We start from the raw sequence: 24,441 nt of genomic DNA, 5'->3' as shown, positions 1-24,441 counted from the left end.
GCCCCTGGGGAGGTTGTCCGCATGTGGAAAGCTCTGCTGCTGGCTGTCGCCGGCGCACTGGTGATCGTGTCACCCGCCGAAGCGGCCGCACCCGAGCCCGTGTACGCACCCGACAACTCGGTCGCCGATCCCGGCATCCTGCGCTCCGGCGGTGACTTCTATGCGTTCACCACCGGGCCGAACGGCCGCGTCAGCCGCGGCGACACCGCGAGCGGACCGTGGTCGAGCGTGGGTACGGCGCTCGAAACCGCGCCGGCGTGGATGGACACCACCGCGGACGTGTGGGCACCGGATGCCTGGCAGACGTCGGCCGGCTACGTCCTCTATTACTCGGCCGTCGCGAAGAGCTTCGGCGGGCAGCGGTGCATCGGCGTCGCCACGTCGTCGCAAGCCGGCGGCCCGTACCAACCGATCGGCGACGCTCCACTCGTCTGCCCCGACGGGCGGCACGGCGGCGAGGACGCCGTACCCGGGCGGCCCATCGCGGCGGCGGGTGTGATCGACCCCTCCCCCTTCCAGGACAGCGACGGGAACCGTTTCCTGCTCTACAAGACCCAGCAGATCCCGTCGTCGCTGCGGATGGTCGCGCTCGACGACGCCGGCCTGCATGCGGCGGGCTCCGACAGCCGCGAGTTGCTGCGACGCGACGGCATCATCGAGAACCCGACGATGGTTCAGCGCGGATCGCAGTACATCTTGTTCGCGTCGCGCTACGGCTACGACAACTGCAGCTACGCGACCGTCTGGCTGCGCTCCACCGATCGCTGGAACTTCACCGGTGCCACCGAGAACTCGCTGATGACGTCGGCCGGCACCGGCCTCTGCGGTCCCGGCGGCGCCGACGTCACCCCGTCCCTCGACGGCGGCTGGCGGATCTTCCTGCACGCCTGGGTCTGCGGCACCGGCACAACCCCCTGTACCGACGCGCAGATCACCAACGGCGACCCGCACCGCCGAGTCCTGTACGCCGCCATCCTCAACTGGTCCGCCGGCAACACCCCGTCCGTCGGCGCCTTCCTCTGACCCTCAGAGCCAGGGCGGGAGCGGCTCGGCCGGAGCACCGTCCGCGGTGGTGAGGTTGGAGTAGGCGCGGCCGGACAGATACGCGGCCTGGTCCGGAAGCGGGCCTTCGATCGCCGGTACGTCGCCGCGCTGCGTGCGGATGTCTTCGCAGAGGGCCACCAGGAAGTCCCGCGGAAGGTCGGCGAAGGTGAGCCCGGTGCCGAGGTCGACGGCGTGGATCAGCACCTCGCGGGACCGCATCCACGGGATCCGGGTCGCCGGGATCGGCTCGCCCTGCGACGTGCGGACCTGCGTCTGCCACTGATCATCGGTCAGCTCGGCGAAGGCGTCCGACAACGTCCGCGCCGACGTGTCGAACCACGAGCGCAGTACGTCGTCCGGCCGGTTCGCGCTCGCTTCGATGTCGGCGTTGCGGGCCTCCCGCGACGGGTACATCGGGCGCTCCTCGCCGGTGCGCGCCCAGTACACCAGGTTGCCCAGCGCCTCGGCGTTCAGGGACAGATGCGCCGCGACGTGCCGGCGCGACCACCCCGGTAACAGCGACGGTGCGTCCAGATCGGCGAGTGCCTCGCGGCACAGCGCCGTACCGTCGTCGATCCACTGCTGCACGCGGTCCATGGTGCGAACCTAGCCGACCGACGGCGCGGGTTCTTGCTCCGGTGGGGTCTTGTGGTGAGACTGAGCCGATGAAGGAGGGGACCCTCGGATGGTGACGACGATCGGAGTGGTGGGACCGTCGGACCTGGTCACCTCCACGAGCCGGATCGTCAAAGGGCTGCGTGGAGTAGAGGTCGTCCCACTGCGGTACCGGCGCGAGACGGACACACCCAAGGTGATGGCCGAGGCGCCCGGCAGCGTCGACGCGTGGTTGTTCACCGGCGTCGTGCCGTACCAGATCGCGGCAGCGCAGGACCTGCTCGACCGTCCGGCCGCGCACGTCGAGTACACGGGCGCGACGCTGATGCGCGCATTGGTCCAACTGCTCCGCGAGGGGCGGGACGTGACCTCGCTGAGTATCGACGTACTCGACGAGGCGGAGGTCCGCGAGACGTTCGACGAGGTCGGGCTGCCGACCCGCGGCGTGCGCGTGCTGCCGTACCGGCCGGGGCTCAGCCTCGACGACATCCTCGCCTTCCACCACGAGGCCCGCGCGACCGTGGCGATCACCTGTCTGCGGTCGGCGTACGAGAAGCTCCGGACCGAGCAGACGACCTTGCGGCTGGCACCGTCGGTGCACTCCGTCCGGAGCGCGGTGAACAGCCTGCTGCTCGTCCATGACGCTTTGCGCAGTGACGATGCGCAGATCGCGCTCGGTCTGGTCGAGATCTCCCCCGACGCCGAGAGCGCGCTGCGGCGCGAGGCCGGCTCCCTCGGCGGCAGCGTGATCCGGTACGACGACAAGCGCTGGCTGGTGATCGCGACTCGTGGACCGCTGGAGCAGGCGACCGCCGCGTTCACCGAACTCGGCATGCTGACTCGCCTGAAGGAGCAATTCGGACCCGTCCGGATCGGGTTCGGCATCGGCGGTTCCGGGACCGAGACCGAGGCGCTGGCCCGTCGCGCGCTCGGCCGGGCGAAGACCGCGGGGCGGACCGCTGCGGTGGTGTCGCTGCGCAACGACATCGACCTCGTGCTGGTCGGCGGTGCGGCGCCGCGGGCCCAGCAGCGGTCGAAGTTGCAGCTCCTCGCGCAGCGCGCGGGGCTCTCCAAGGCGACTCTCGAGCGGTTGCAGGAGCTCGTGCACAGCACCGAGGAGGACGGTCTGACCACGCGGTCGGTGGCCGACCACCTCGGGATCCAGCCACGCACAGCGCGCCGGGTCCTGAACCGGCTCGAGCGGGCCGGCCTCGCGGATGCGACCGGAACCCAGCTCGGCACCGGCAGCGGCCGCCCGCTGGTCGTCTACCGCGTTCATCTCTGATTGTTTCCCGAACGGTTGACGCACCGACGCACGTCCGGCTAATTTCAGCCATGACCGTAATTCAGTGCGTTCCGTCCCGGGAGGCCTTGTGGACAAGCGATTCGCACGGGGATTGATCACTACTCTGGTCGTCTGCGCAGGTTTGGTGAGCGTTTCTGCTCCGGCCCGCGCCTCCATTCCGGTCGTGACCGAAAGTCCAATGGTCACCAGTCTCGGTCCGGCCTCCGCCGTGACCTCGACGAGTGTCGCCGAGCAGGTCGGCGACCGGATCTGGACCATCACGTCCGGCGTCTCGCCCGTCCAGGTCGGCGCCTTCGATCCGGTCAGCCGGACCGTCGACCGCAAGCTCTCGCTGCCCACCGGCGCCGGCGCCTGGGCGATGACACATGTCGGCACCGACCTGTACGTCGGCCTGTACACACCCGGCGACGTCTACAAGATCGACACCACGAGCGGGACCGCCACCAAGGTCGCCCAGTTCGGATCGTTCATCTGGTCGATCGCGGCCACGCCCGACGGCAAGATCGTTGCCGGCACCTACCCGGACGGCGCGGTCCACGAGTACGACCCCGCCACCGGCGCCACCAGGTCGTACGGCGCCGCCGTACCCGGGCAGCAGTACGTCCGGAGCATCGCGGCCGACGCGACCACGATCTACGCCGGCGTCGGCACCCAGGCGCACCTGATCGCCATCGACCGCGCCACCGGCACCCGCCGCGACGTCCTGCCCGCCGCGTACGCCGACCGTACGTTCGTCGCGACACTCGCCCTGAACGGCACCAAACTCGCCGCGAGCTTGTCCCCCACCGGCACGATGCTCGTCTTCGACACCGCCGACCTGAGTCGCCCGGTCGAGGTGCAGACCCCCGGCGGCGACCAGTACGTCACCGCGATCACGCTGGATGGGGCCGACATCTACCTCGGCACCCGCCCGTCCGGCACGCTCTACCGCTACCGCGACAACACGCTCACGCGACTCGGTTCGCCGTACGACGGTGCGTACTTCAACCGCATCTTCGTCGAGGGCTCGACAATCCGCGCGGAGCTGACCAGCCAGGTCGTCGACTTCGACGAGGCGACCGGGACGTTCACCGGCACCGACCTCGGGCAGGCCGGGCTGCCGCCCGCGCCGGAGCAGGCGATGGCGATCGCCGCGACGCCGACGTCGGTCCTGGTCAGCGGCAAGGCCGGCGTCCAGGTCCACGACCTCGCGAGCGGCACCAGCACGCGCACGTTCCTCCCGGGCGAGGCGAAGACGCTCACGCCGGTCGGCCAGAGCGTGTACCTCGGCGTTTACACACTGGCCCGCCTGTGGCAGATGAAACCCGACGGCTCCGATCTCCACGAGCTCGGGCAGATCGGCAACGAGCAGACCCGCCCGACCGACGACGCGTACGACGCCCGCTCGGGCACCTGGCTGATCTCCACCGAACCCGACTACGGCAAGTACGACGGAACGCTCGTCGAGCAGCACCTGGACTCGGGGCAACGCGAGGTCCACCGCGGCGTCGTACCGCACCAGTCGATCCGGTCGGTCACCACCGCGGACGGGATCGCGTACCTCGGCGGCGCGACCCGGAACAGTCTCGGAACGGAACCGATCTTGCCCGAGGCAACCGTCGTCGCGTTCGATCTGAAGCGCAATCGGGTGCTGTGGGAGACCGCTGCGTTGCCCAAGGCACAGAGCTACAGCGACGTCGTCGGCTATCGCGGCCGCCTCTACGCGACCACGGACGACGGACGGCTCGCCGTACTCGATCCGCACACCGGAAAGGTGCAGGACACGGCGTCGATCGGCACCGGACAAAGCAGGCTCACGATCGCCCGCTCCGGTCTCTACGGCACCGACAACCAGCGGGTCTTCAAGGTCGACGGCGCCAAGGTCACCACCGTCGTCGACGGCCTGTCCGCGCAGATCTACAGCTATCCGCTGATCACCACGTCCCACAACGGCGACGCGCTCTACACGATCAAGGGCCGCGACCTGGTCCGGATCGACGGTCTGCGATGAGACTCCCCCGCCGTACCGTCCTCGCCGCCGCTGTCGCCGCCGGCACGCTCGCCCAACTACCCGCCTACGCGGAGGACAGTCCCATCGACGGCTCTACGCTGCCCACGTTCGGACCGGCCTGTCTGACCGCCGCCGTCGTCGCGAGCGCCGTCCACGACGGCCGCGTGTACGTGATCAGTCGCGGCATCGTCCCACCCCGGCTGACCGAGCTCGACCTCACCACCCGGAAGGTCACGCGAACCGTCGAACTCCCGGTCGGCGAAGGCGGCTGGGCAATCACCGTTGCGGCCGGCAAGATCTACGTCGGCCTGTACCCGGTCCCCGACGTGTACTGCTTCGACCCCGCCGACGGCTCGCTCATCCGCGTCGGCAGTCTCGCGGGCGCCGACGGCTTCGTCTGGGACCTGACCACCGCACCGGACGGCCAGGTCTTCGCCGTCAGCTACCCGAACGGGACGGTCTGGCAGATCGATCCCGCCACCAACGCCCTCACCAAGCTGGGCGCGCCGGTCGCGGGCGCGCAGTACGCCCGGTACGTCGGTGCGGCCGGCGACCACGTCTACGCGGGGATCTACACACCCTCGCAACTCGTGGATTACGACCGCACCACCTCGACGTTCCGCGACCTGACGCCGGAGTCGATCCGCGGCCAGAAGTTCGGCCCGTTCGCGGCGACCGCGGACCGCCTGTACGTCGGGAGCGACGGTGCGCTCACCACGATGGCGCTCGACGGCACGGACGTCCGGACCCTCCCGCTACCGGCCGGCGAGACCGGCATCGACACGCTGACGGTCGGGCCCGACGGGACGGCGTACGTCACGACTCGTGGATCGGGGACCGTCTGGTCCTCGGACGGCACCAAGTTCACCGCGATCGCGACGCCGGCGCCGCAGGACGAGCACCGCAAGATCGAGTTCCTCGACGAGAAGACGCTCCTCGGTTCGACCGGCTCCGGCGTTCTGTGGTGGCTGGATGTCACCACCGGATCCTTCGAGTTGCTCGATCTCCTCGACGCCGGGTTCACCGCGGCGGCCGACAAACCGCAGTCCATCGTGCTCGGCGATCCGAACCTCTACGTCGGCGGCCATTGGGTGATCACCGAGCACGCCGGCGACGAGACCCGCCGGTTCCGGGTCGCGGGGGAAGCGAAGACCCTCACCTGGATCCGCGGCGAGCTGTACTCCGCCCTGTACCCGAGCACCGAGATCGTCCGGGTCAACCCGCGCAGCGGCGATGTCCACTCCTTCGGCGTGATCGGTCATTCCCAGCTCCGCCCGTGGCAGGCGGCGTACGACGAGGCGACCAAGCTGCTCGCCGTCGCCACCGCACCCGGTACCGGCAAACTCACCGGCGCCCTGACGCTCCTCGACGTCCGGACCGGCGAGCTCGACGTCCACTACGGCGTACTCCCGGACCAGAGCGTCATGACCGTCGCGATCGCGGACGGCGTCGCGTATCTCGGCGGCGACGTGGTCGGCGGTGGCGGCGTCACCGCGACCCGCGCGTCGGCAGCGATCGCAGCATTCGACCTGCGTCGCCGCGAGCTGCTCTGGACCGTCGAACCGTTCGCCGGCGAGCGCTCGATCCAGAGCGTCGCCGTCCACAACGGCATCCTGTACGGCGTCCTGAAACGGACCAGCGGCGGGTGGTTCACCTACGACCCGCGCACCGGGACCGCGATTCGGGGCGCGAACAAGCTCTCCGGCTACGGCCAGATCCACACTGACCGGACCGGGGTCTACTGTGAAACGAACTTCGGCGGGAACCTGTACCAGCTCGGGCCGGACCTCACCGAGGCGAAACTCCTGGTCGGCAAGCTCGGTGACGGCTGGTTCACGGTGCCGCAACTGACGCCCGTACGCGGTGCGCGGCAGACCGTCTGGGGTCTGGCGGACCGTGATCTCGTTCAGCTCCCGTTGCCCTAAGCAAATATCGGAGGGATGGCCGCAATGCAGAACAGCCAACTCGCGCGCGACGGTGGTACGCCGGTCCGCACCGAGCCGCTGCCGTCGGTGATGAACGCCAGCGGCCGCCGGTTCGGCGACGACGAGGTCAAGGCGGTCGAGCGGGTGCTCCGCAGCGGCATGCTCTCGGCCACGTGGGGCGCCGAGGTACCGGCGCTGGAACTGGAGTTCGCGTCCCTGCTCGGCGCCGGGCACGCGGTCGCGTGCAGCTCGGGTACGGCGGCGCTGCACCTCGCCGTCGCCGCGGTGAACCCGGACCCGGGCGACGAGATCATCACGACCCCGATCAGCGACATGGGCACCGTGTTCCCGATCATGATGCAGAACGCCGTACCGGTGTTCGCGGACGTGGACCCGATCACCGGGAACCTGACGCCCGAGTCGGTCGCCGCCGCGATCACGCCGCGGACCAAGGCGGTGATCGTCGTTCACCTGTTCGGCAAGCCGGCCAGGGTGCGGGAGTTGCGGGAGCTGTGCGACCGGCACGGGATCCTGCTCATCGAGGACTGCGCGCAGGCGTACCTCGCACCGGTCGGCGACACGTTCGTCGGCCGGATCGGGCACATCGGCTGCTTCAGCCTGCAGCAGACCAAGCACATCAGCGCCGGCGACGGCGGGCTCACCGTGACCGACGACGCCCAGCACGCGCGCCGGATGCGCCTGTTCGCCGACAAGGGCTGGCCGCGCGACACCGACGAGCGGACCTACCTCTTCCTCGCGCTCAACTACCGGATGACCGAGCTGGTCGCGTCCGTCACCAGGGCCCAGCTGAACCGGCTGCGAGGCGTCGTCGAGGACCGTCGTACGGCGGCACTCCGGGCGACTGCCGCGATCGCGGACCTGGCGGGCGTCACCGCGCCACCCGACGGGCACGACCACGTGTACTGGCAGTACCCGCTGATCATCGACGAGGCCGCCGGTGACATGCGCGAGTGGGCCGCGGCACTGACCGCCGAGGGCATTCCGGCGAACGGCGGCTACCTGACCAGCCCGCTGTACGCCGCGCCGGCCGTCCGCGAGCGGATCACGTACGGCCGGTCCGGCTTCCCGCTGCAGGACGTCGAGTATCCGGTGGGTCTGTGCCCGAACGCGGAGAGCCTGATCAACAGCCGGCTGCTCGTGCTGCCCTGGAACGAGAACTACACCGAGTCCGACGTGGACGACATCGTCGCGGCGATCCGCAAGGTCCACAGTGCTTTCGGCCGGGCCTCCGGCGCCGGCAGGGTCATGGGGCCTTGACTCCCGGCCTTCTCTCGTCGCTCCAGTCGCTACGCTCCCTACGCTCCTCAGTCCAGGCCGGGAGGGCCCCATGACCACCGATCCACTGTTACTCGACTGCGACATCCTGGTCGGGCACGAGGTGACCACCGGCCGCTGGGGCCGGGCCGACGAGATCAAGGGTGTGCTCGCCGCGAGCGGGATCTCCGGTGGTGTGGTGTCCGGGTTGCGGGCGGTGCACTTCGACGTACCGTCGGGGAACGACGAGGCCCGGCAGGTTGCTGACGGCAACGGGTGGACGGCGTGCCCGGTGCTGGACCTGCGCGATCCGCTCGGTGCCGAGAAGGAGCTCGAGCGGCAGCTGGCCGGTGACACGCCGCCGCGGGCGGTCCGGCTGGCGCCGACCGCGCAGAGCGTCGAGCCGGGGTACCCCGCGTTCGGGCACGTCGTGCAGTTGCTGGTGAACGCCGGACTGACGATCTTCACCGAGGGCGACGTACGGAAGGTCGGACCGGCGCTGCGCGGGCTCGGCGCGCGGGTGGTGTTCCTCGACACGCACTTCTACTACCTCGGCGACTTCGTGATCATGGCGCGGTCGGAGCCCGGCTTCCACACCTCGACGCGGATGCTGACCGGGCCGGACTCGCTGGAGATCGTGGCCGCGGAGGTCGGCGCCGAGCGGCTGGTGCTCGGCTGCCGGACGCCGTTCCACGAGACCCGGTCGGTGGTCCGCCGGCTGCTCACGTCGAAACTCGGCCCGGACGAGATCGCACAGGCCGGCAGCCGCACCCTCGAGACCCTCTTGGAGCCCGCATGCTGATCGACGTGCACGCGCACTGGGGCCCGTGGTTCTTCTCGATGGAGACCACGAGCATCGACGTCAACATCGACCTGATCGACCGGTTCGGCATCGACCTCCAGCTGGTCTCCGCGATCGAGGGCATCGTGTACGACGCGCCGCTCGGCAACCGTTCGCTCGCCGAGCAACTGCCGGCCGACCCGCGGTTGCGCGGGATGATCGTCGTCGACCCGCGCCGCCTGGACGAGGCCCGCACCGATCTCGACGAGCTGCTCGCCGGCGACGGGCGGCAGCAGTGGGTCGGCGCCAAGATCCACAGCGAGTACAGCCGGACGCCGATCAGCTCGCCCCGGATGCGGGCGGCGATCGAGCTCACCACGGAGTACGGCCTGCCGACGCTCGTGCACACCTGGGGCGACACCGTCGTCGATCTCGCCGACGTCGCGGCCCGGGTCCCGGACGCGCGAGTGCTCGCGGGTCACATGGGCGCCAACGGCTGGCCGCGGGTCCCCGAGGCCGCCGAGCGGTCGGACCGGATCTGGTTCGAGCCGTGCTGGTCGGCGCCGGAGGCGAACCGGATCCGCTGGATCCTCGACCAGATCGGCCCGGGCCGGATGATGTTCGGGACTGACGCCACCCTGATCGACCCGTCGGTCGCCCTCGGCGCTCTGGAGGCCGCCGACCTCACGCCTGACGAGCACAAGGCGATCACCCACGAGAACGCGATCGACCTGTTCAACCTGTGAGCCCGCCTTTCCGGAAGGAATTCGTCACTAGGTGACGAATTCCTTCCGGAAAGCGGGTCAGGGGGCGACGAAGACGAGGATGTCGTGTTCGGGGCCGCGGACCTCGGGCTCCTTCCAGCCGAGGTGGCGGTAGAGCGCGATCGCGGCGTGGTTCTGGTTCCACGCCAGCAGCCACGCGCGCGGGTGGTCCCGGGTGGCCGCCTCGAGCAGGCGGCGCGCCAGCCCGGTGCCGCGGGCGTGCGGCAGCACTCCCAGCTCGTCGACTTCGAACGCCCCGACCAGCAGCTCCTCGACCTGCTCCGCGCCGAGCCGGTCGAGGACACTGCCGTACGAGCGGTCCGTCCGGAACGGCGCCGGCGTCGTCCAGCCGGTCAGGAACCCCGCGATCCGGCCGTCCTCGGACCGCTCGATCCACGCCTGGAACCCGGGCCGCTGCGCGTCTGTCTCGAGCCGTTCGCGGAACGCGATCCGCGTCTGTTCAGGATCCCGGTGCTCGAACGGCGGTGCCGTGAACACCTCGACGTACGCCGTTGTGAGTTCGTCCGCTCTGTCCAGAATGTCCCGCCCATGCGTCAGCACCGCTCCAACCTAGCGATGGAGCGGTGCACCCGGCGCGCTGGACGCCGCTCAGCTGGTCGGCACGCTGGCGTGCTCCAGGTCCGCGGGCGCATCCTTCGGCGCCACGGCCGGCGCGGTGATCGCGGCGTCCGGCGTGGCCGCGATCGTCTCGAGTTCGGCGCGGAACTGCGGCAGCATCCAGCGCAGCGGCTGGTCCAGGACCCGGGCGATGGTCGCCCCGTCGACCTTCAGCAGGTCGCCGATCCGGGCGAGCGCATCGGGCTCGTCGGTGGCGGCGTACAGCAGGTGGACGACCTCGTGCCGGTGGGCGAACACGGCGAGTGCCGCGGCCGCGAGTCCGGCATCGATTTCTGGCGGACTGGTGATTTCCCCGTTGACTGTCACAGCAGTGTCAACCCGCCGGGTCCCCGATCGGTTACGCGTCAGTCTTTACACCTGACTAAATCGCTCGGCTGCGCTCCTCAACTGGGCAGCCAGGACACCTTCCCCAGCAGGTACGTCGCACCGACCAGCGCGCCCGTGTCGATCAGCGTGTGCGCGACCACCATCGGCATCACGCGGCCCCACCGCCGGTACAGGTAGCCGAAGATCACGCCCATGATCACGTTCCCGGCGAACCCGCCGAGCCCCTGGTACAGGTGGTACGACCCGCGCAGCAGCGCACTCGCGGCCGTCGCGCCGCGCGGCGACCAGCCGAGCTGGTCCAGCCGGTGGTTGAGGTACCCGAGCACGATGACTTCCTCGAGTACGGCGTTCTGCGCGGACACCAGGACCAGGATCGGGATCCGCCACCAGTAGTCCGGCAGTTGCGACGGGTCGACGGTCAGGTTCACGCCGGCCGCGTGGGCGCCGATGTAGAACAGCAGCCCCGCGCCCCCGATCACGGCGGCGATCGCCGTACCGCGGCCGAGATCGCGCCAGCGGTCCCGCAGGTCGAAACCGATCGCGCGGAACGACTCGTGCCCGCGGGCGAGCAGGTGGCCGACCAGCGCGACCGGCACCAGCGCGGTCACGATCGCGAACAGCTGCCAGGACAGGTCCAGCCAGGGCCGGCCCGGAGCCCGGGAACCGACGATCACCGCGGTCTGCCCGCTGATCGGCTTGGCCGACGTCAGGACGCCGGCGAAGGAGATGACCGCCGAGACCGCGGACGCCCCGAGGGACAGCGCGAGCACCAACCAGATCTCCTTGGTCAGCACCCGCCGGTCCACGCCTGCCGCGGTCGCCGGCCGGTCAGCAGGCTTCGTCATGGTTCAACTATCCCGCGTAGGCCCACCCAACAGGTCGAGCAGGTGGCCGAACAGGTCGGCCGGGTCGGCGTCCAGCTCGTACTGCGTCTGGACCTGGAGGCCGTCGGACAGCGCGATCAGTAGGGTCGCAATCGTCTCCGGGTCGGCTGCCGGGTCGAGGGTGCCGGCCGCCTGGCGGGCGCGGACGGCAGTGGCGAGCGCTTCCCGAAGTCCGGCGTACCGCTCGACGAAGAACTGATGGGCTGGGTGCTCAGGGTCGCCGGCTTCGGCGGAGAACGTCGAGTAGAGCTGGACGAGGCCCGGCACCGACCGGTTGTGGCCGGCGATCGCGGTCAGGCCGTCGATCGGGTCGGCGGCGTCGAACCGCTCCCGGTCGGCGTCGTCGCGGGCCCGCAGGACGGCCTCGAAGAGCTTCTCCTTGGAGCCGAAGTAGTGCAGCATCCCGGCCTCGCTGAGCCCGGCCGCGGCGGCCAGTTCGCGGGTCGAGGTCTTGCGGTAGCCGTGCCGGGCGATCACCGCGAGCGCGGCCCGCAGGATCTCCGCGCGCTTCGCGACCCCCTTCGCGTACGGACCGCGGGAAGTAGCCATGTCCAAAACCTAGCATCACTCGGTTTTCGGTCGTAGCATCGTCGCCATGAACGTCGACGACCTGCTCGGCCGGCTCTCCCTGGAGGAGAAGGTCCGGATCCTCACCGGCCGGGACTTCTGGTCCACGCATCCACTGCCCGCCATCGGACTGCGCTCGATGGTGCTGTCCGACGGCCCGAGCGGCGTCCGCGGCCCGGTCTGGGACGAGCGGGACCCGTCGCTCAACCTGCCGTCGGCCACCGCGCTCTCGTCGTCGTGGGACCTCGGCATCGCCCACCGGTACGGCGTGGTGTCAGCGCTCGAGGCGCGCCGTAAGAACGTCGACGTCGTGCTCGGCCCGACGATCAACCTGCACCGCTCGCCGCTCGGCGGCCGGCACTTCGAGGCGTTCAGCGAGGACCCGGTGCTGACCGCGGAACTCGCCGCGGCGTACGTCGCCGGCGTCCAGGAGCTCGGCGTCGGCGCCACCCCGAAGCACTACGTGGCCAACGACTTCGAGACCGACCGCTTCACCGCGAACGTCGTGGTCGACGAGCGGACGCTGCGCGAGGTGTACCTGCTCGCCTTCGAGAAGGCCATCACCGACTCCGAGGCGTGGCTGGTGATGAGCGCCTACAACTCGATCAACGGCGCCACGGCGTCCGAGAACGACCTGCTCGAGACCCCGCTGAACACCGACTGGGGTTTCGACGGCGTCGTGGTCAGCGACTGGACCGCGGTGCGCAGTGTCGAGAGCGCCAAGCACTCGCAGGACCTGGCGATGCCCGGCCCGACCGGCGCCTGGGGTGACGCACTGGTCGAGGCCGTGCGCGCGGGCGAGGTCAAGGAGGACGCGATCGACCGCAAGGTCCGCCGGATCCTCGCGCTCGCGGCCCGTGTCGGCGCCCTCGAAGGGTTCGCGAAGCCGGCGGATCCGCCGCAGGTCGACGGTGTCGCCTTCGCCCGTACGGCCGCTGCCGAGGGCACGGTCCTGCTCCGCAACGAGGGAGCCCTGCCGTGGAAGACGGACGAGCTCACCAAGGTCGCCGTCATCGGGCACAACGCCCGCGACGCCCGGACGCAGGGCGGCGGTAGCGCGACCGTGATTCCGAAGCAGGTCGTCTCGCCGCTCGACGGACTTCGCGCGGCGCTCCCGAACGCCGAGGTCAGCTACTCGATCGGAGCCGTCGTCCAGGAAGGCGTCGCCGAGCTGCCGCTCGCGACGATGACCAACCCGGAGTCCGGTGAGCGTGGCGCCCGCGTGCGGTTCCTCGGCGCGGACGGCTCCGAGCTGTTCACCGAGGACCGGTTCTCGAGCGCGCTCGTGTACCTCGGCGGCGACGCGCCGGTCGCGGACACGACGGTCTTCGAGTTCCGGACCACGTGGACGCCGGCCGAGTCCGGCCCGGTCCGGCTCGGGTTCGCCTCGGTCGGCCGCGGCCGGATCTTTGCCGACGGCAAGCTGCTCCGCGAGGACACCGCGGTCCCGGTCGGCAACGACCTCGGCGCGGCGATCCTCTCGCCGCCGTCCATCTCCACACCGCTCGACGTCACCGCCGGTCAGCCGATCGACGTGCGGGTCGAGCTGGAGATCCCCAAGGCTGACGGCAGCCTGGGCGGGGCGCTCAGCATCACGGTCGGCGTCGAGCCGGGTGACGCCGACCCGCAGGCGCTGATCGACGAGGCGGTCGCCGCCGCGCGGGCTGCCGACGTCGCGGTCGTGGTGGTCGGCACGAACTCCAAGGTCGAGTCCGAGGGCTACGACCGCACCTCGCTCGCGCTGCCCGGCCGCCAGGACGATCTGGTCCGCGCGGTCGCGGCCGCGAACCCACGCACCGTCGTGGTCGTCAACGCCGGCTCCCCGGTGCTGCTCCCCTGGCGCAACGAGGTCGCGGCCGTGCTCGCGACGTACTTCGGTGGCCAGGAGTACGGCGACGCGCTCGCCGACGTGCTGCTCGGGCGGAGCGAGCCGGGCGGTCGCCTCCCGACCACCTGGCCGCGCGAGCAGGACGACGTACCGGTGATCGATGTGACGCCGCGGGACGGGATCGTGCGGTACGACGAGGGCATCCACATCGGGTACCGCGCGTGGCTGAAGGCGGGCCTCGAGGACGGCAGGGAGCCGGCGTACGAGTTCGGGCACGGGCTCGGCTACACCACCTGGGAGCTGTCCGACCTGCGCGCGAACGACCCGACGTCGGTCGCGCTGACGGTCCGCAACACCGGCGGGCGCGCCGGCAAGCACGTCGTCCAGGTGTACGTCGAGCGGCCCGGCAGCAGCGTGGACCGCCCGGTCCGGTGGCTGGCCGGATTCGCTGTCGTCCAGCTGGATGCGGGGCAAGCGCGCGAGATCACGGTGCACCTGCACAAGCACGCCTTCGAGCACTGGGCGGACGGTTGGACGACCGAGCCAGGTGTCTTCGCGATCCGAGCCGGCTCGTCGGTTTCGGATCTGCCACTCTCCACCGAGCTGCAGATCCGTTAGCTGCCCGGCTGCACGAGCTTCATCGGGGCTCGGAAGGGTTCGACGCCGGCCGCCGTACGACGCGGCGGCCGGTGTCGGACTGCCAGTACAGAACCGATCGTCCGGACCGCCGACGCTCCAGCAACCCCGCGTCGGTCAGGACCCGCAGGTGGTCCGAGATCGTCGCGAGTGAGAGTCCGGTGGATGCCACCAGGAACGTCGTACTCACCGGCGCCGCCGCCTCGGCCAGGATGCGGGCGCGGTTGCGGCCGAGGAGCTGCACCAAGGACTCGTCGGGCGCCGTGGCGATCGCGAAGATCCCGGTCACCGGATAGGTCAGCGCGAACCGGTCCGGGAGCCGCCAGCTGACGTTCACCCGCTGCGTGTGCGCCGCGAGGAACATCAGGTCGCGACCGCGGACGTCGGTCACCGGGTAGTCCCAGCGGTTGACCTGGATCCGCCCGTCCCCGAGCCACCGCACGTCCGGTCCGAGGCCGCGCAGGACGCCGGACCAGCCCTGCTCGCTGAGCCGCGCGGTCCGGGACACGATGTCGGCCTGCAGCACTCGCAGCCGCCGCGCCCAGTCCGGCTCCACCGTCGCCGTCCACACCCACCGCAACAAGTCCGCCGCCTCCGCGGCCAGCCCGGTCGACGTCAGCAGGATCTCCGGCAACGGCGTCCGTACGACGCTCAGGTCCGCGCGGATGTGGTCGTCGTCCAGCGAGGTCAGGTACTCCAGCTCCGCATCCAGCGTGAGGTCCGGCTCGAGTGGCGGCACGGTGAGGAAGTCCGCGATCCAGCTCCGCCCGAAGGCGCTGTCCAGCAACGCGGTCCACAGCGGGTTCGCCGCCACCGCGGTCCGGAACGCCGGGACGTGCGTGTCCTTCCACGGCCGGAACCATGGCTCGACCGGTGCACGCAGGAGCTTGAGCGCCGACACGGTCTCGGTGAGTTGCGACGTACCGAACCTGGCGTTCACCAGGGTGTCGGCGTCGACCAGGAACTCGGACAATGTTTCGCCTCCACCCGAAACTGTAGGCGGCCGACGGGCCGCGGTCGATGCTGCTCGGCATGAGTACCTATGGGGCGATCTTCGCCAACCGAGAGTTCCGCAGTCTGTGGATCGGCAGTGCGCTCGGGAACGCGTCGTCGACGATGACGAGCCTGACCCTGGCGATCCTGGTGGATGCGACGACCGGCTCGGCGTTGCTCGCGGCGGCGATCATGTTCGGCCCGTCACTCGCGCAGGTGCTCGGCGTCTCCACGCTGATGTCGGCCGCCGACACCGCGCGGCCCCGGCAGATCCTGACCCTGCTCGCCGTCCTGTCGACCGTTGCGGTCGGCATCCAAGCAGCCGTGGACCTGTCGCCGGGGCTCCGGCTGGTGCTGTCACTCGCGCTCGCCTATGGCCTGTCGATCGGCGGCGGGGTCCGGTGGGGGCTGCTCGGTGAGGTGGTGCACGAGGACCAGTTCGTCCTCGGCCGCTCGGCGATGAACCTGTCCGTCGGCGCGATGCAGATCGCCGGTTTCGGCCTCGCCGGCATCCTGCTCCAGGCGGTCGGCCCGTCGACCGTGCTCTGGATCGCCACCGGCTGCGCGGCCCTCGCCGTGCCGGTTGTCCGCTTCGGTCTGCGGGACCGCGCGCCGCGCCGGGTCGCACGGACCGGAATCGCCGAGACCTGGCGTGGGAACCGCACACTCCTCGCGCAACGCCGCACCCGCCCGCTGCTGGTGGCGCTCACCCTTCCCAACGCCCTGATCGTCGGCTGCGAAGCCCTCTTCGTCCCGTACGCCGGGTCGCGCGCCGGCTGGCTGCTCGCGGCCGGAGCCGCCGGCATGATGACCGGCGATCTCGTCGTCGGGCGTTTCCTCACCCGCAACGGTCGCCGGGTCGCGGCCCGCTGGCTGCGGCTCCTGCTCGCCGTACCGTTCCTCGCCTTCGCCTTCGACCTGCCGCTGGCTGTGCTCTGCGTGCTCGTCGCCGTCGGCTCCAGCGGGTACTCCGCTTCGCTCGCACAGCAGGAGGTGCTCGTCGAACTCACGCCGGTCGAGCTGCGTGGGCAGGTGCTGGGTCTGGAGTCGGCGCTGCGAATGACTCTGTTCGGGATCACCGCCATCGCGGCCGGCGCGGTCGCCGATCTGACCGCGGCGGCTCCGGCGATGACCGGATTCGCCGCGGTCTCGCTGCTGGTGTCGATCGTTCTCACCCGCCCGCTCGCGCGCGTGATGAACCCCGAGGTCTGGATAGGCTCGGCGCATGGAAGTGGTCCGGCTGCAGAGCGTCTCCAAACGGTACGGACGACAGGAGATCCTGAGTGACGTCGACCTGCAGGTGAACGCGGGTGAGCTGCTCGCCTTGGTCGGCGCCAACGGTTCCGGTAAGTCCACGGTGCTCCGGCTGATGGTCGGTCTGTCCCGGCCCTCGGAGGGCACGGTGGAGCGGCACGCGCGCGTGGTCGGCTACGTGCCGGATGTCTTCGCGTCCCACGATCGCCTGTCCGCTTCGGCGTACTTGCGGCACATGGGGCGGATCCGTGGACTCACCACGATGGCGGCCCGAGCACGTACGGACGAACTGCTGGAGCGGCTCGTGTTGTCGGGTGGTGCCGACACCCCGATGCGCAAGCTGTCCAAGGGCAACGCCCAGAAGGTCGCCGTCGCGCAGGCGCTGCTCACGCCACCCGAGCTGCTAGTCCTCGACGAACCGTGGGCCGGTCTGGACACCACTGCCCACGCGACCCTTCGCGAGCTGCTCACCGAGGCCGCCGACCGAGGCGCCGCCGTCGCGTTCACCGAGCACTCCGCCGAGACTGTCCGCTCGACCGCGACCCGAGTCTGCGCGATCGAGCACGGCACGCTCACAACGACCGCCCAGCAACTCGCCCTCACCGAGGTCTCGCTCGTTCCCGGCGCCGAGATCGACTGGACCCGACACCCCGACGTCCTCGAGGTACGGCGGGACGCGGGCAACGTCACGCTCACGCTGCCGACCGGACGCCATGACGAGGCGCTGCTGGTGGCACTCAACCACGGCTGGTCGGTCACCACGGTCCGGCAGGTGAGATCCCGATGACGGCGCACTACCGCTACCTGCTGCACAGTGTCCTGCTCTCGCAGCGCTACCTCCCACCGATGCTGATCTTCTTCGGCGTCATCGCAGTCGGTACGACGTCCGACAACGGGCCGCTGCAGTCGTCGTACGGCTTCTGTGTGCTCGTCATGCTCGTCTGCGCGACGTGGATGACGGTCGCGATCGTCAACCACGAGGACCCGACGCAACGGCAGATCACCGTCGTCACGATCGGCAGCTCACTGCGCGTCCTGGCGATCACGGTCGCCGTCGTCCTCACCTGGTGCCTGCCGCTGCTCGTGTTCGGCCTCGTCTGTCCACTCGTCACCGGGGATCACCACGCCCGGCCCGGCGACGTGCTCGTAGGCGCGGGTGCGCAGCTCGCGGCGGCGATGATCGGGATCGCGATCGGCCTGCTGTGCTCGCGGCTGGTGATCCGGCGGATCGGGGTCGCGATGCTGGCCGCGGCAACGCTGGTGCTGTTCATGCTGGTCCGCTGGGTGTCCCCGATCCGCGCACTGATGAAGGTGCTGTCGAACGAGAAGTCCGCCGGGGTCAACGCCGTACCGACGACGTTGTGGGCCGTGCTGTGCCTGGCTGTCCTGGTCGCGGCCGTGCTGGTGACCCGGAGGGTCGCGGACCGCAGGGAGTGATCAGGAGGCCGCGACCGACCTCAGCTCGTGGGGAGCGGCCGAGCCGCGGACGATCAGTGTCGTCGCCAGCTCGACGTGATGGGACGCGACCGGCTCCCCCGCCGCCAGTTGCAGCGCGGTCCGGAGCGCGACCGCGCCCATCTCGCGCAACGGCTGCCGGACCGTGGTGAGCGGCGGCGACGCCAGCCGGGCGACCTCGGTGTCGTCGAAGCCGACCAGGCTCAGATCCTCCGGCACCCGCAACCCGCGGGCCCGCGCTGCCTCCAGGACGCCGACCGCGACCTCGTCGCTGCCCGCGAAGATCGCGGTCGGACGGTCCGCGAGGTCGAGCATCTTCGACCCGCCGGCCAGCCCGTCGTCGTACAGGAAGTCGCTCAGCCAGACGTACTCCGACGGCACCTCGGCACCGACCGAGTCCATCGCGCTGCGGAAGCCGCTCAACCGGGCCTGGTTGCAGCCTGAGGTGGGCTGACCACCGACGTACCCGATCCGGCGGTGCCCCAGGGACAGCAGGTGCTGGGTGGCGGCCATGCCGCCGGCGAAGTTGGTCGAGCCGACGCTGGTCAGGTCCGGCTCCGGGATGTTCGCCGGGTCGACCACCACCAGCGGCAGCCGGGCGCGGGCGAGCGCGGCCAGGTCGGCGTCGGCGAGCTGGCTGGTCAGGCCGATCGCGGCGTGCCGGCCGTTGCCGATCAGGTCGCGGATCCATCGGGCGGCGCGGCCGCTGCTCGAGGTCTGCGGGTGCGGCGGGTGCGCGTTCAGCACCACGTCGACACCGGCCTGCTGACCAGCCTCGACGACACCTTGGATGACCTGCACCGAGTACGCGTTCAGCACGCCCTGGTAGAACAGCTCGACCGTCTCCCGGGTGACCGGGTCGGGGCGACGTCCGACGTACCCGTGCTTCTCGAGAGTGTCCTGGACCCGCGCCCGGGTCGCCGGCGAGACGTCGCTGCGGCCGTTGAGCACCTTGGAGACCGTGGCGACCGAAACACCGGCCGACCCGGCCACCGTGGCCAGGGTGACACGACCCTTCAACCGCGACATCTCATCACCCTCCTCCGCCGTGCTATCTGATCGAGACCGCGTTGCTGACAGTGTTGCTGACAGTAACCGGCGTGGTGAGCACCCGGTCGTGCCCCACCACCCTCACATCCCCCTTGATCCGCAGCATGGCACGACACGGCAGGTCGAGCGACGACGTGCCCACCATCACTTCGAAGTCCCCGGGCTCGACGATCCGGCGCAGGTCCGGACCGGTGTACGCCGTGCGATCGGCGTGCACCACGAACGTGACGTCAGCCACCTCACCCGGCTCGAGCGGCACCCGTGCGAACCCGGTCAGCAACTTCAACGGCCGCGCGACCTGGGCGACCAGATCGCGCAGGTACAACTGCACGACCTCGGCACCCGCCCGGTCGCCCGTGTTCGTCACCCGCACCGTGGCGGTGAACTCGCCGTCGCTGCCGATCTCCGGCGCGCTCAGCCGGAGATCGGCGACCGTGAAGTCCGTGTACGACGCTCCGTACCCGAACGGATACAACGGCCGCGTCTCGAGCCCGCTGATCCCAGCGCTCTCCACACTCCCGAGCGCCGGCTGCAGATACGTCCCGGGTTGCCCGCCGACGTGCCTCGGGATCTGCACCGGCAGCTTCCCGCTCGGCACGATCCGTCCACTCAGTACGCCGGCGATCGCGCCGGCCCCTTCCTGGCCCGGGAGGAACGCCTGCACCAGCCCGGCCGCCCGATATGCGAACAATCCGAGCGCGTACGGACGCCCGGACACCACCACGACGACGACCGGCTTGCCGGTGTTGAGCAGCGCGTCCAGCAGCTCGCCCTGGACGCCGGGCAGCCGCAGGTCCTCGGCGTCGCAGCCCTCCCCTGACGTCCCGTGACCGAACAGTCCCGAGAGGTCACCGACGAACGCCACACACACGTCCGCGTCCTCGGCGGCCGCGACGGCGTCGGCGAACCCGGACCGGTCGTCGCCCATCACCTCGCAACCCTTCACGTACGAGAGCTCGGCACCGGTCAGTTCGTTGCGTAGGGCATCGAGCGGCGAGGCGATCTCGATCCCCAGGCCGCGGTCGGGATAGCGCGGCAGCACATGGTTCGGGAACGCGTAACAACCCATCAGTGTCCGTGGGTCGTCCGCACACGGCCCGACCACAGCGACCTTCCCGCTGTTCGCCAGCGGCAGCACGGTGCCGGCATCCAGCAGTACGACGGACTTCTCCGCCAACTCGCGCGCGAGATCCCGGTTCGCCGCGGAATCCAGGTCGACGCCGGGGGTGACCGAGCCCGCAGGTGTCCAGTCCTCGTCGAGCAGGCCAAGCTCCACCTTCTGCAGCAGGACCCGTCGCGCCGCGCGGTCGACCAGCTCCTCCGACACCTCGCCGGCCTTCACCTTGTCCAGCAGAGCGGCGTACCCGATCGTGTCCGGTAGCTCGACGTCGGTGCCTGCGGTCAGGGCGAGGGCACCCGCGTCCGCGGTGTCCGCCGCAACGCGGTGCATCGACGCGAGGAACGGCACCGCCCAGTAGTCCGAGACGACCGTGCCCTCGAAACCCCATTGTTCCCGCAGTACTTCGGTGAACAGCCACGGATCCGCACTCGCGGGCAGTCCGTCGAGGTCGGCGTACGAGCTCATCACCGAACCGGCGCCGGCCGTCGCGATCGCGGTCTCGAACGTGGGCAGGATGACGTCCAGCAGTTCGCGCTTGCCCATCGACACCGGACCGTGGTTGCGCCCGGCGCGCGAAGCGGAGTACCCGGCGAAATGTTTCAGCGTCGCCAGCACGCCCGCGCTCTGCAGCCCACGCACGTACGCCGATCCCAAGATCCCCACCAGATAAGGGTCTTCGCCGATCGTCTCCTCCACGCGACCCCACCGGTAGTCACGGACGACGTCGAGGACGGGCGACAGTCCCTGGTGCACGCCGACGGCCGCCATGTCCCGCCCGATCGCCGCCGCCATCCGCTCGACCAGCTCCGGGTCGAACGTCGCACCCCACGCGATCGACGCCGGGTAAACGGTTGCGCCGTACGTCGTGAAGCCGGTCAGGCACTCCTCGTGCACCAGCGCGGGTACACCCAGCCGGGAGTCCTTCAGCACCACCTCGTGCTGCCGGACCACCTCGGCGATGCCCTGCTCGACCGTCTGCGGATAGCTGCCCCAGACCCGGGTCAGGTGCCCCAGACCCTCGCGACTGGCGTCCTCGAGCGACACCGCGTCGCCGGCCGAGAAGACGTCCTCCATCGGCGCGACGTTGATCGTCTCGTCCGGCGACTGCTCGGCCACCTCGGTGTCGGCCATGTCGTTGCCGGCCCAGCGACTGCCGAGCTGGGCGATCTTCTCCTCCAGCGTCATCGCCAGCAGCAGCAGCGTGACCCGCTCCGCGGCCGGCAGCTCGGGATCGCGCCAGGGCCGGTCAGTCGAGATGGACAAGAAAATCTCCCTTTGATCCGCATTCGTTTCGGCGATCAATTATCGAAAAGTTTTCGAAACTCTCCGGCCGGACCCGCCGATCGTGTCGGCTGCCGTTATTCGCCTGTAACAGCAGGGATTACGAGACCCAACTGTGACCCGGAAGTGGGCTTAGTTCAAGTCTTGACAGCACAATCACCGAAATCTATGTTTCGAAAACAAGTCATATCGGCGGGTGCTTCCGCAACCTGCGGGGCAGCACGGAGTACGGAGATCACAGTGGATCCGATGACGACATCCCGACGTAGCTTCCTCGGCCTGGTAGGCGGCGGCGCGCTCGCGGCCGGGCTCGCCGCGTGCGGCAGTTCCGGGCCGACCAGCACGCCGGGTTCCACGGCCGGCGGATCGGCGGCGGCCGGCAGCGGTACGACGTACTGGTTCCTCACCGGTCAGCCGCAGCAGGGCATCCGGGAAGCGCAGGTCAAGCGGTTCAACGACGCGAACCCGAACACCAAGATCAAGACGACCGAGTTCCAGAACGACGCCTTCAAGGCCAAGATCAAGACCGCGATCGGGGCAGGCCAGGGCCCGACGCTGATCTGGGGCTGGGGCGGCGGTGGCCTGAAGTCCTACGTCGAGGCCAACCAGGTCGAGGACCTGACCGACTGGCTCAACAAGGAGCACGCCGACCTGAAGAACTCGATCTTCCCGTCCGCCTTCACGGCCGCGACCGTGAACGGCAAGATCTACGCGGTGCCGGGCGAGACCGTGACGCCGATCGTGCTGTTCTACGACAAGCGCTCGTTCGAGAAGGTCGGTGTCGAGCCGCCGAAGTCGTGGCAGGACATCATGGACCTGGTGCCGAAGTTCAACGAGAAGGGCATCGCGCCGTTCTCGCTCGGCGGGCAGTCGCGCTGGACCAACATGATGTGGCTGGAGTTCCTGTTCGACCGGATCGGCGGCAGCGAGGTCTTCCAGAACATCTACGACGGCAAGAAGGACGGCTGGTCCGACCCGTCGGCGCTGAAGGCGCTCGAGGAGATGCAGAACCTGATCAAGGCGAACGGCTTCATCAAGGGCTTCTCGTCGATCACCGCCGACTCCAACGCCGACCAGGCGCTGCTGTTCACCGGCAAGGCCGCGATGATGCTGCACGGCGCCTGGACCTACGGCAACATGAAGTCCTCCGGTGGCGACTTCGTGACCGGCGGGCACCTCGGCTACATGAACTTCCCGGTGTACGAGGGCGGCAAGGGCGACCCGACCGACACCGTCGGCAACCCCGGCCAGTACATGTCGATCTCCTCCAAGGCGAGCCAGGGCGACAAGGACACCGCGAAGAAGTTCATCGCGAACAACACCCTCGACGACGCCACGGTGGACGCCTGGGTGAAGTCCGGCAACATCCCGGTCGTGAAGAGCGCCAAGGACAAGCTCTCGTCGATCACCGACAAGAACGACTCCGAGTGGCTGAACTTCGTCTACGACACGGCGGCGAACGCGAAGAACTTCGCGCAGTCCTGGGACCAGGCGCTCAGCCCGACCCAGGCCGAGACGCTGCTCGACAACATCGCCAAGCTGTTCCAGCTGTCGATCTCCCCGCAGCAGTTCGCCACCAACATGAACGCGGTGATCGGCCAGTGACGAAGGTTTCACCGAAGCACCGCCACCAAGGCGGGGAGGCCCCATGACCGCGTTGAATGCCGCGACTCCGTCGCGGCGGTCATGGGGCTGTAACTCCCGGCCTTCCCTCGTCGCTCCAGTCGCTGCGCTCCCTGCGCTCCTCAGTCCAGGCCGGGAGGCCCCATGACCGCGACCGCTCCGCCCACCACGCGTTCGCCGGTGCTGCCGACCCGCGAAAGGCCGACGTCCGGTGTCGGGCGGAGCGGTCGAGTCACCTGGATGGTGCTGCCCGCGCTGGCGATGTTCGTCCTGTTCGGGGTCATCCCGCTGATCGGTGTGCTCGTCCTGAGCTTCACCCAGTGGGACGGTCTCGGCCCGATCCATCCGGCCGGGATCGGCAACTGGCGCACGGTGCTGTCCGATCCGCAGTTGCCGCACAGCATCCTGGTGACCTTCGAGATCATGATCCTCTCGTGGGCGGTGCAGACCCCGATCAGCCTGCTGCTCGGCACGTTCCTGGCCGGGCGGCAGCGCTACCGCGCGTTCCTCGCGGTGCTGTACTTCATCCCGCTGCTGCTCAGCTCGGCCGCGATCGCGATCACCTACAAGGCGCTGCTCGACCCGAACTTCGGACTCGGGCCCGGGCTGCACATCGGCTTCCTCACCCAGGACTGGCTCGGTAACAGCACCCTCGCGGTCGGCGTGGTGATCTTCATCGTCTCCTGGCAGTTCATCCCGTTCCACTCGCTGATCTACCAGGGCGGCGTCCGGCAGATCCCGACCACGATGTACGAGGCGGCCTCGATCGACGGGGCCGGCCGGATCCGGCAGTTCTTCAGCATCACCGTGCCGCAGCTGAAGTACACGATCATCACGTCGTCGACACTGATGGTCGTCGGTTCGCTGACGTTCTTCGATCTGATCTTCGTCCTCACCGCGGGCGGTCCCGGCGACGCCACCCGGGTGCTCGCCCTCGATATGTACAAGCGGGGCTTCATGTCCAACCAGATGGGGCCGGCGAGTGTGATCGCCACCATCATCGTGCTGATCGGTCTGGCGCTCGCGCTGCTGCTGCGCCGGCTCGGTGGCAGTACGACCGCCAGCCAGCAGGAAGGTGCCTGAC

21 protein-coding genes are annotated in these 24,441 nt (G+C 69.8%); 13 read left to right on the top strand and 8 right to left on the bottom strand.

From position 1 onward, the window contains the following. Positions 1 to 21: 21 nt before the first annotated feature. Positions 22 to 1,023: a glycoside hydrolase family 43 protein gene (locus ACFYRH_RS22710; RefSeq protein ID WP_387778533.1), complete on the top strand. Its 1,002-nt coding sequence runs from the start codon at positions 22 to 24 to the stop codon at positions 1,021 to 1,023. Positions 1,024 to 1,026: 3 nt separating this feature from the next. Here the strand turns inward: ACFYRH_RS22710 and ACFYRH_RS22705 are convergent, their stop codons facing one another. Then, the gene (locus tag ACFYRH_RS22705) at positions 1,027 to 1,641 is read right to left on the bottom strand and encodes a maleylpyruvate isomerase family mycothiol-dependent enzyme (RefSeq protein WP_387778530.1); all 615 of its coding nucleotides are present in this window, start codon (positions 1,639 to 1,641) and stop codon (positions 1,027 to 1,029) included. Positions 1,642 to 1,729: 88 nt separating this feature from the next. Between ACFYRH_RS22705 and ACFYRH_RS22700 the strand changes: the two genes are divergently transcribed. From ACFYRH_RS22700 to ACFYRH_RS22675, 6 genes are all read left to right on the top strand, one after another. Continuing rightward, positions 1,730 to 2,944 (top strand): helix-turn-helix domain-containing protein, encoded by a 1,215-nt coding sequence (locus ACFYRH_RS22700; RefSeq protein WP_387778527.1) that lies wholly within the window; start codon positions 1,730 to 1,732, stop codon positions 2,942 to 2,944. 184 nt (positions 2,945 to 3,128) lie between these two features. Next, entirely contained in the window at positions 3,129 to 4,955 is a 1,827-nt protein-coding gene (locus ACFYRH_RS22695; protein WP_387778524.1) for a PQQ-binding-like beta-propeller repeat protein, read from the top strand. Next, complete coding sequence (locus ACFYRH_RS22690) at positions 4,952 to 6,880, top strand: PQQ-binding-like beta-propeller repeat protein (protein WP_387778521.1); 1,929 nt, start codon at positions 4,952 to 4,954, stop codon at positions 6,878 to 6,880. Before ACFYRH_RS22695 ends, ACFYRH_RS22690 begins: the two co-directional genes overlap by 4 nt. A gap of 24 nt (positions 6,881 to 6,904) precedes the next feature. Then, entirely contained in the window at positions 6,905 to 8,158 is a 1,254-nt protein-coding gene (locus tag ACFYRH_RS22685) for a DegT/DnrJ/EryC1/StrS family aminotransferase (protein WP_387778518.1), read from the top strand. Positions 8,159 to 8,228: 70 nt separating this feature from the next. After that, positions 8,229 to 8,957: a hypothetical protein gene (locus tag ACFYRH_RS22680; protein ID WP_387778516.1), complete on the top strand. Its 729-nt coding sequence runs from the start codon at positions 8,229 to 8,231 to the stop codon at positions 8,955 to 8,957. Beyond that, a complete protein-coding gene (locus ACFYRH_RS22675) occupies positions 8,951 to 9,682 on the top strand; it encodes an amidohydrolase family protein (RefSeq protein ID WP_387778513.1) in 732 nt (243 codons plus the stop codon). Before ACFYRH_RS22680 ends, ACFYRH_RS22675 begins: the two co-directional genes overlap by 7 nt. Positions 9,683 to 9,739: 57 nt before the next feature. Here the strand turns inward: ACFYRH_RS22675 and ACFYRH_RS22670 are convergent, their stop codons facing one another. The 4 genes from ACFYRH_RS22670 to ACFYRH_RS22655 form a co-directional block, all read right to left on the bottom strand. Then, positions 9,740 to 10,261 carry a GNAT family N-acetyltransferase gene (locus ACFYRH_RS22670; RefSeq protein WP_387778510.1) on the bottom strand — a complete coding sequence of 174 codons (522 nt, stop codon included), beginning with the start codon at positions 10,259 to 10,261 and terminating at the stop codon, positions 9,740 to 9,742. A gap of 48 nt (positions 10,262 to 10,309) precedes the next feature. Beyond that, positions 10,310 to 10,645: a hypothetical protein gene (locus ACFYRH_RS22665; RefSeq protein WP_387778507.1), complete on the bottom strand. Its 336-nt coding sequence runs from the start codon at positions 10,643 to 10,645 to the stop codon at positions 10,310 to 10,312. Positions 10,646 to 10,722: 77 nt separating this feature from the next. After that, on the bottom strand, positions 10,723 to 11,511 hold the full coding sequence (locus ACFYRH_RS22660) for a CPBP family intramembrane glutamic endopeptidase (protein ID WP_387778504.1): 789 nt from the start codon (positions 11,509 to 11,511) through the stop codon (positions 10,723 to 10,725). Positions 11,512 to 11,514: 3 nt separating this feature from the next. Beyond that, on the bottom strand, positions 11,515 to 12,099 hold the full coding sequence (locus ACFYRH_RS22655) for a TetR/AcrR family transcriptional regulator (protein WP_387778501.1): 585 nt from the start codon (positions 12,097 to 12,099) through the stop codon (positions 11,515 to 11,517). A 46-nt stretch (positions 12,100 to 12,145) separates the two neighbouring features. On the opposite strand from ACFYRH_RS22655, the gene ACFYRH_RS22650 reads away from it, so the two are divergent. Continuing rightward, positions 12,146 to 14,563: a beta-glucosidase gene (locus ACFYRH_RS22650; protein ID WP_387778498.1), complete on the top strand. Its 2,418-nt coding sequence runs from the start codon at positions 12,146 to 12,148 to the stop codon at positions 14,561 to 14,563. A gap of 19 nt (positions 14,564 to 14,582) precedes the next feature. Here the strand turns inward: ACFYRH_RS22650 and ACFYRH_RS22645 are convergent, their stop codons facing one another. Beyond that, on the bottom strand, positions 14,583 to 15,554 hold the full coding sequence (locus ACFYRH_RS22645; protein ID WP_387778495.1) for an ArsR/SmtB family transcription factor: 972 nt from the start codon (positions 15,552 to 15,554) through the stop codon (positions 14,583 to 14,585). 59 nt (positions 15,555 to 15,613) lie between these two features. Between ACFYRH_RS22645 and ACFYRH_RS22640 the strand changes: the two genes are divergently transcribed. The 3 genes from ACFYRH_RS22640 to ACFYRH_RS22630 are packed head-to-tail and all read left to right on the top strand — an operon-like array spanning position 15,614 to position 18,265. After that, positions 15,614 to 16,861 carry an MFS transporter gene (locus tag ACFYRH_RS22640; protein ID WP_387778492.1) on the top strand — a complete coding sequence of 416 codons (1,248 nt, stop codon included), beginning with the start codon at positions 15,614 to 15,616 and terminating at the stop codon, positions 16,859 to 16,861. Further along, positions 16,800 to 17,615, top strand: coding sequence for an ATP-binding cassette domain-containing protein (locus ACFYRH_RS22635; protein WP_387778489.1), 816 nt, complete (start codon positions 16,800 to 16,802; stop codon positions 17,613 to 17,615). The genes ACFYRH_RS22640 and ACFYRH_RS22635 overlap by 62 nt, the downstream gene beginning before the upstream one ends. After that, complete coding sequence (locus ACFYRH_RS22630; RefSeq protein ID WP_387778486.1) at positions 17,612 to 18,265, top strand: hypothetical protein; 654 nt, start codon at positions 17,612 to 17,614, stop codon at positions 18,263 to 18,265. The genes ACFYRH_RS22635 and ACFYRH_RS22630 overlap by 4 nt, the downstream gene beginning before the upstream one ends. On the opposite strand, the gene ACFYRH_RS22625 is transcribed toward ACFYRH_RS22630, so the two are convergent. Continuing rightward, positions 18,266 to 19,312, bottom strand: coding sequence for a LacI family DNA-binding transcriptional regulator (locus ACFYRH_RS22625; RefSeq protein ID WP_387778484.1), 1,047 nt, complete (start codon positions 19,310 to 19,312; stop codon positions 18,266 to 18,268). 22 nt (positions 19,313 to 19,334) lie between these two features. Beyond that, a complete protein-coding gene (locus ACFYRH_RS22620; RefSeq protein ID WP_387778481.1) occupies positions 19,335 to 21,716 on the bottom strand; it encodes a glycoside hydrolase family 3 N-terminal domain-containing protein in 2,382 nt (793 codons plus the stop codon). Positions 21,717 to 21,983: 267 nt separating this feature from the next. Here ACFYRH_RS22620 and ACFYRH_RS22615 point away from each other — a divergent pair, with 267 nt between their 5' ends. Beyond that, positions 21,984 to 23,339, top strand: a complete 1,356-nt coding sequence (locus ACFYRH_RS22615; protein WP_387778478.1) for an extracellular solute-binding protein — start codon at positions 21,984 to 21,986, stop codon at positions 23,337 to 23,339. 162 nt (positions 23,340 to 23,501) lie between these two features. Next, the gene (locus ACFYRH_RS22610; RefSeq protein WP_387778475.1) at positions 23,502 to 24,440 is read left to right on the top strand and encodes a carbohydrate ABC transporter permease; all 939 of its coding nucleotides are present in this window, start codon (positions 23,502 to 23,504) and stop codon (positions 24,438 to 24,440) included. Position 24,441 lies beyond the last annotated feature (1 nt).

Source organism: Kribbella sp. NPDC004875 (assembly GCF_042873375.1).
Classification (GTDB): Bacteria; Actinomycetota; Actinomycetes; order Propionibacteriales; family Kribbellaceae; genus Kribbella.
Note: the sequence above shows the minus strand (reverse complement) of the source record. Positions and strands in the feature narration are given on the sequence as shown.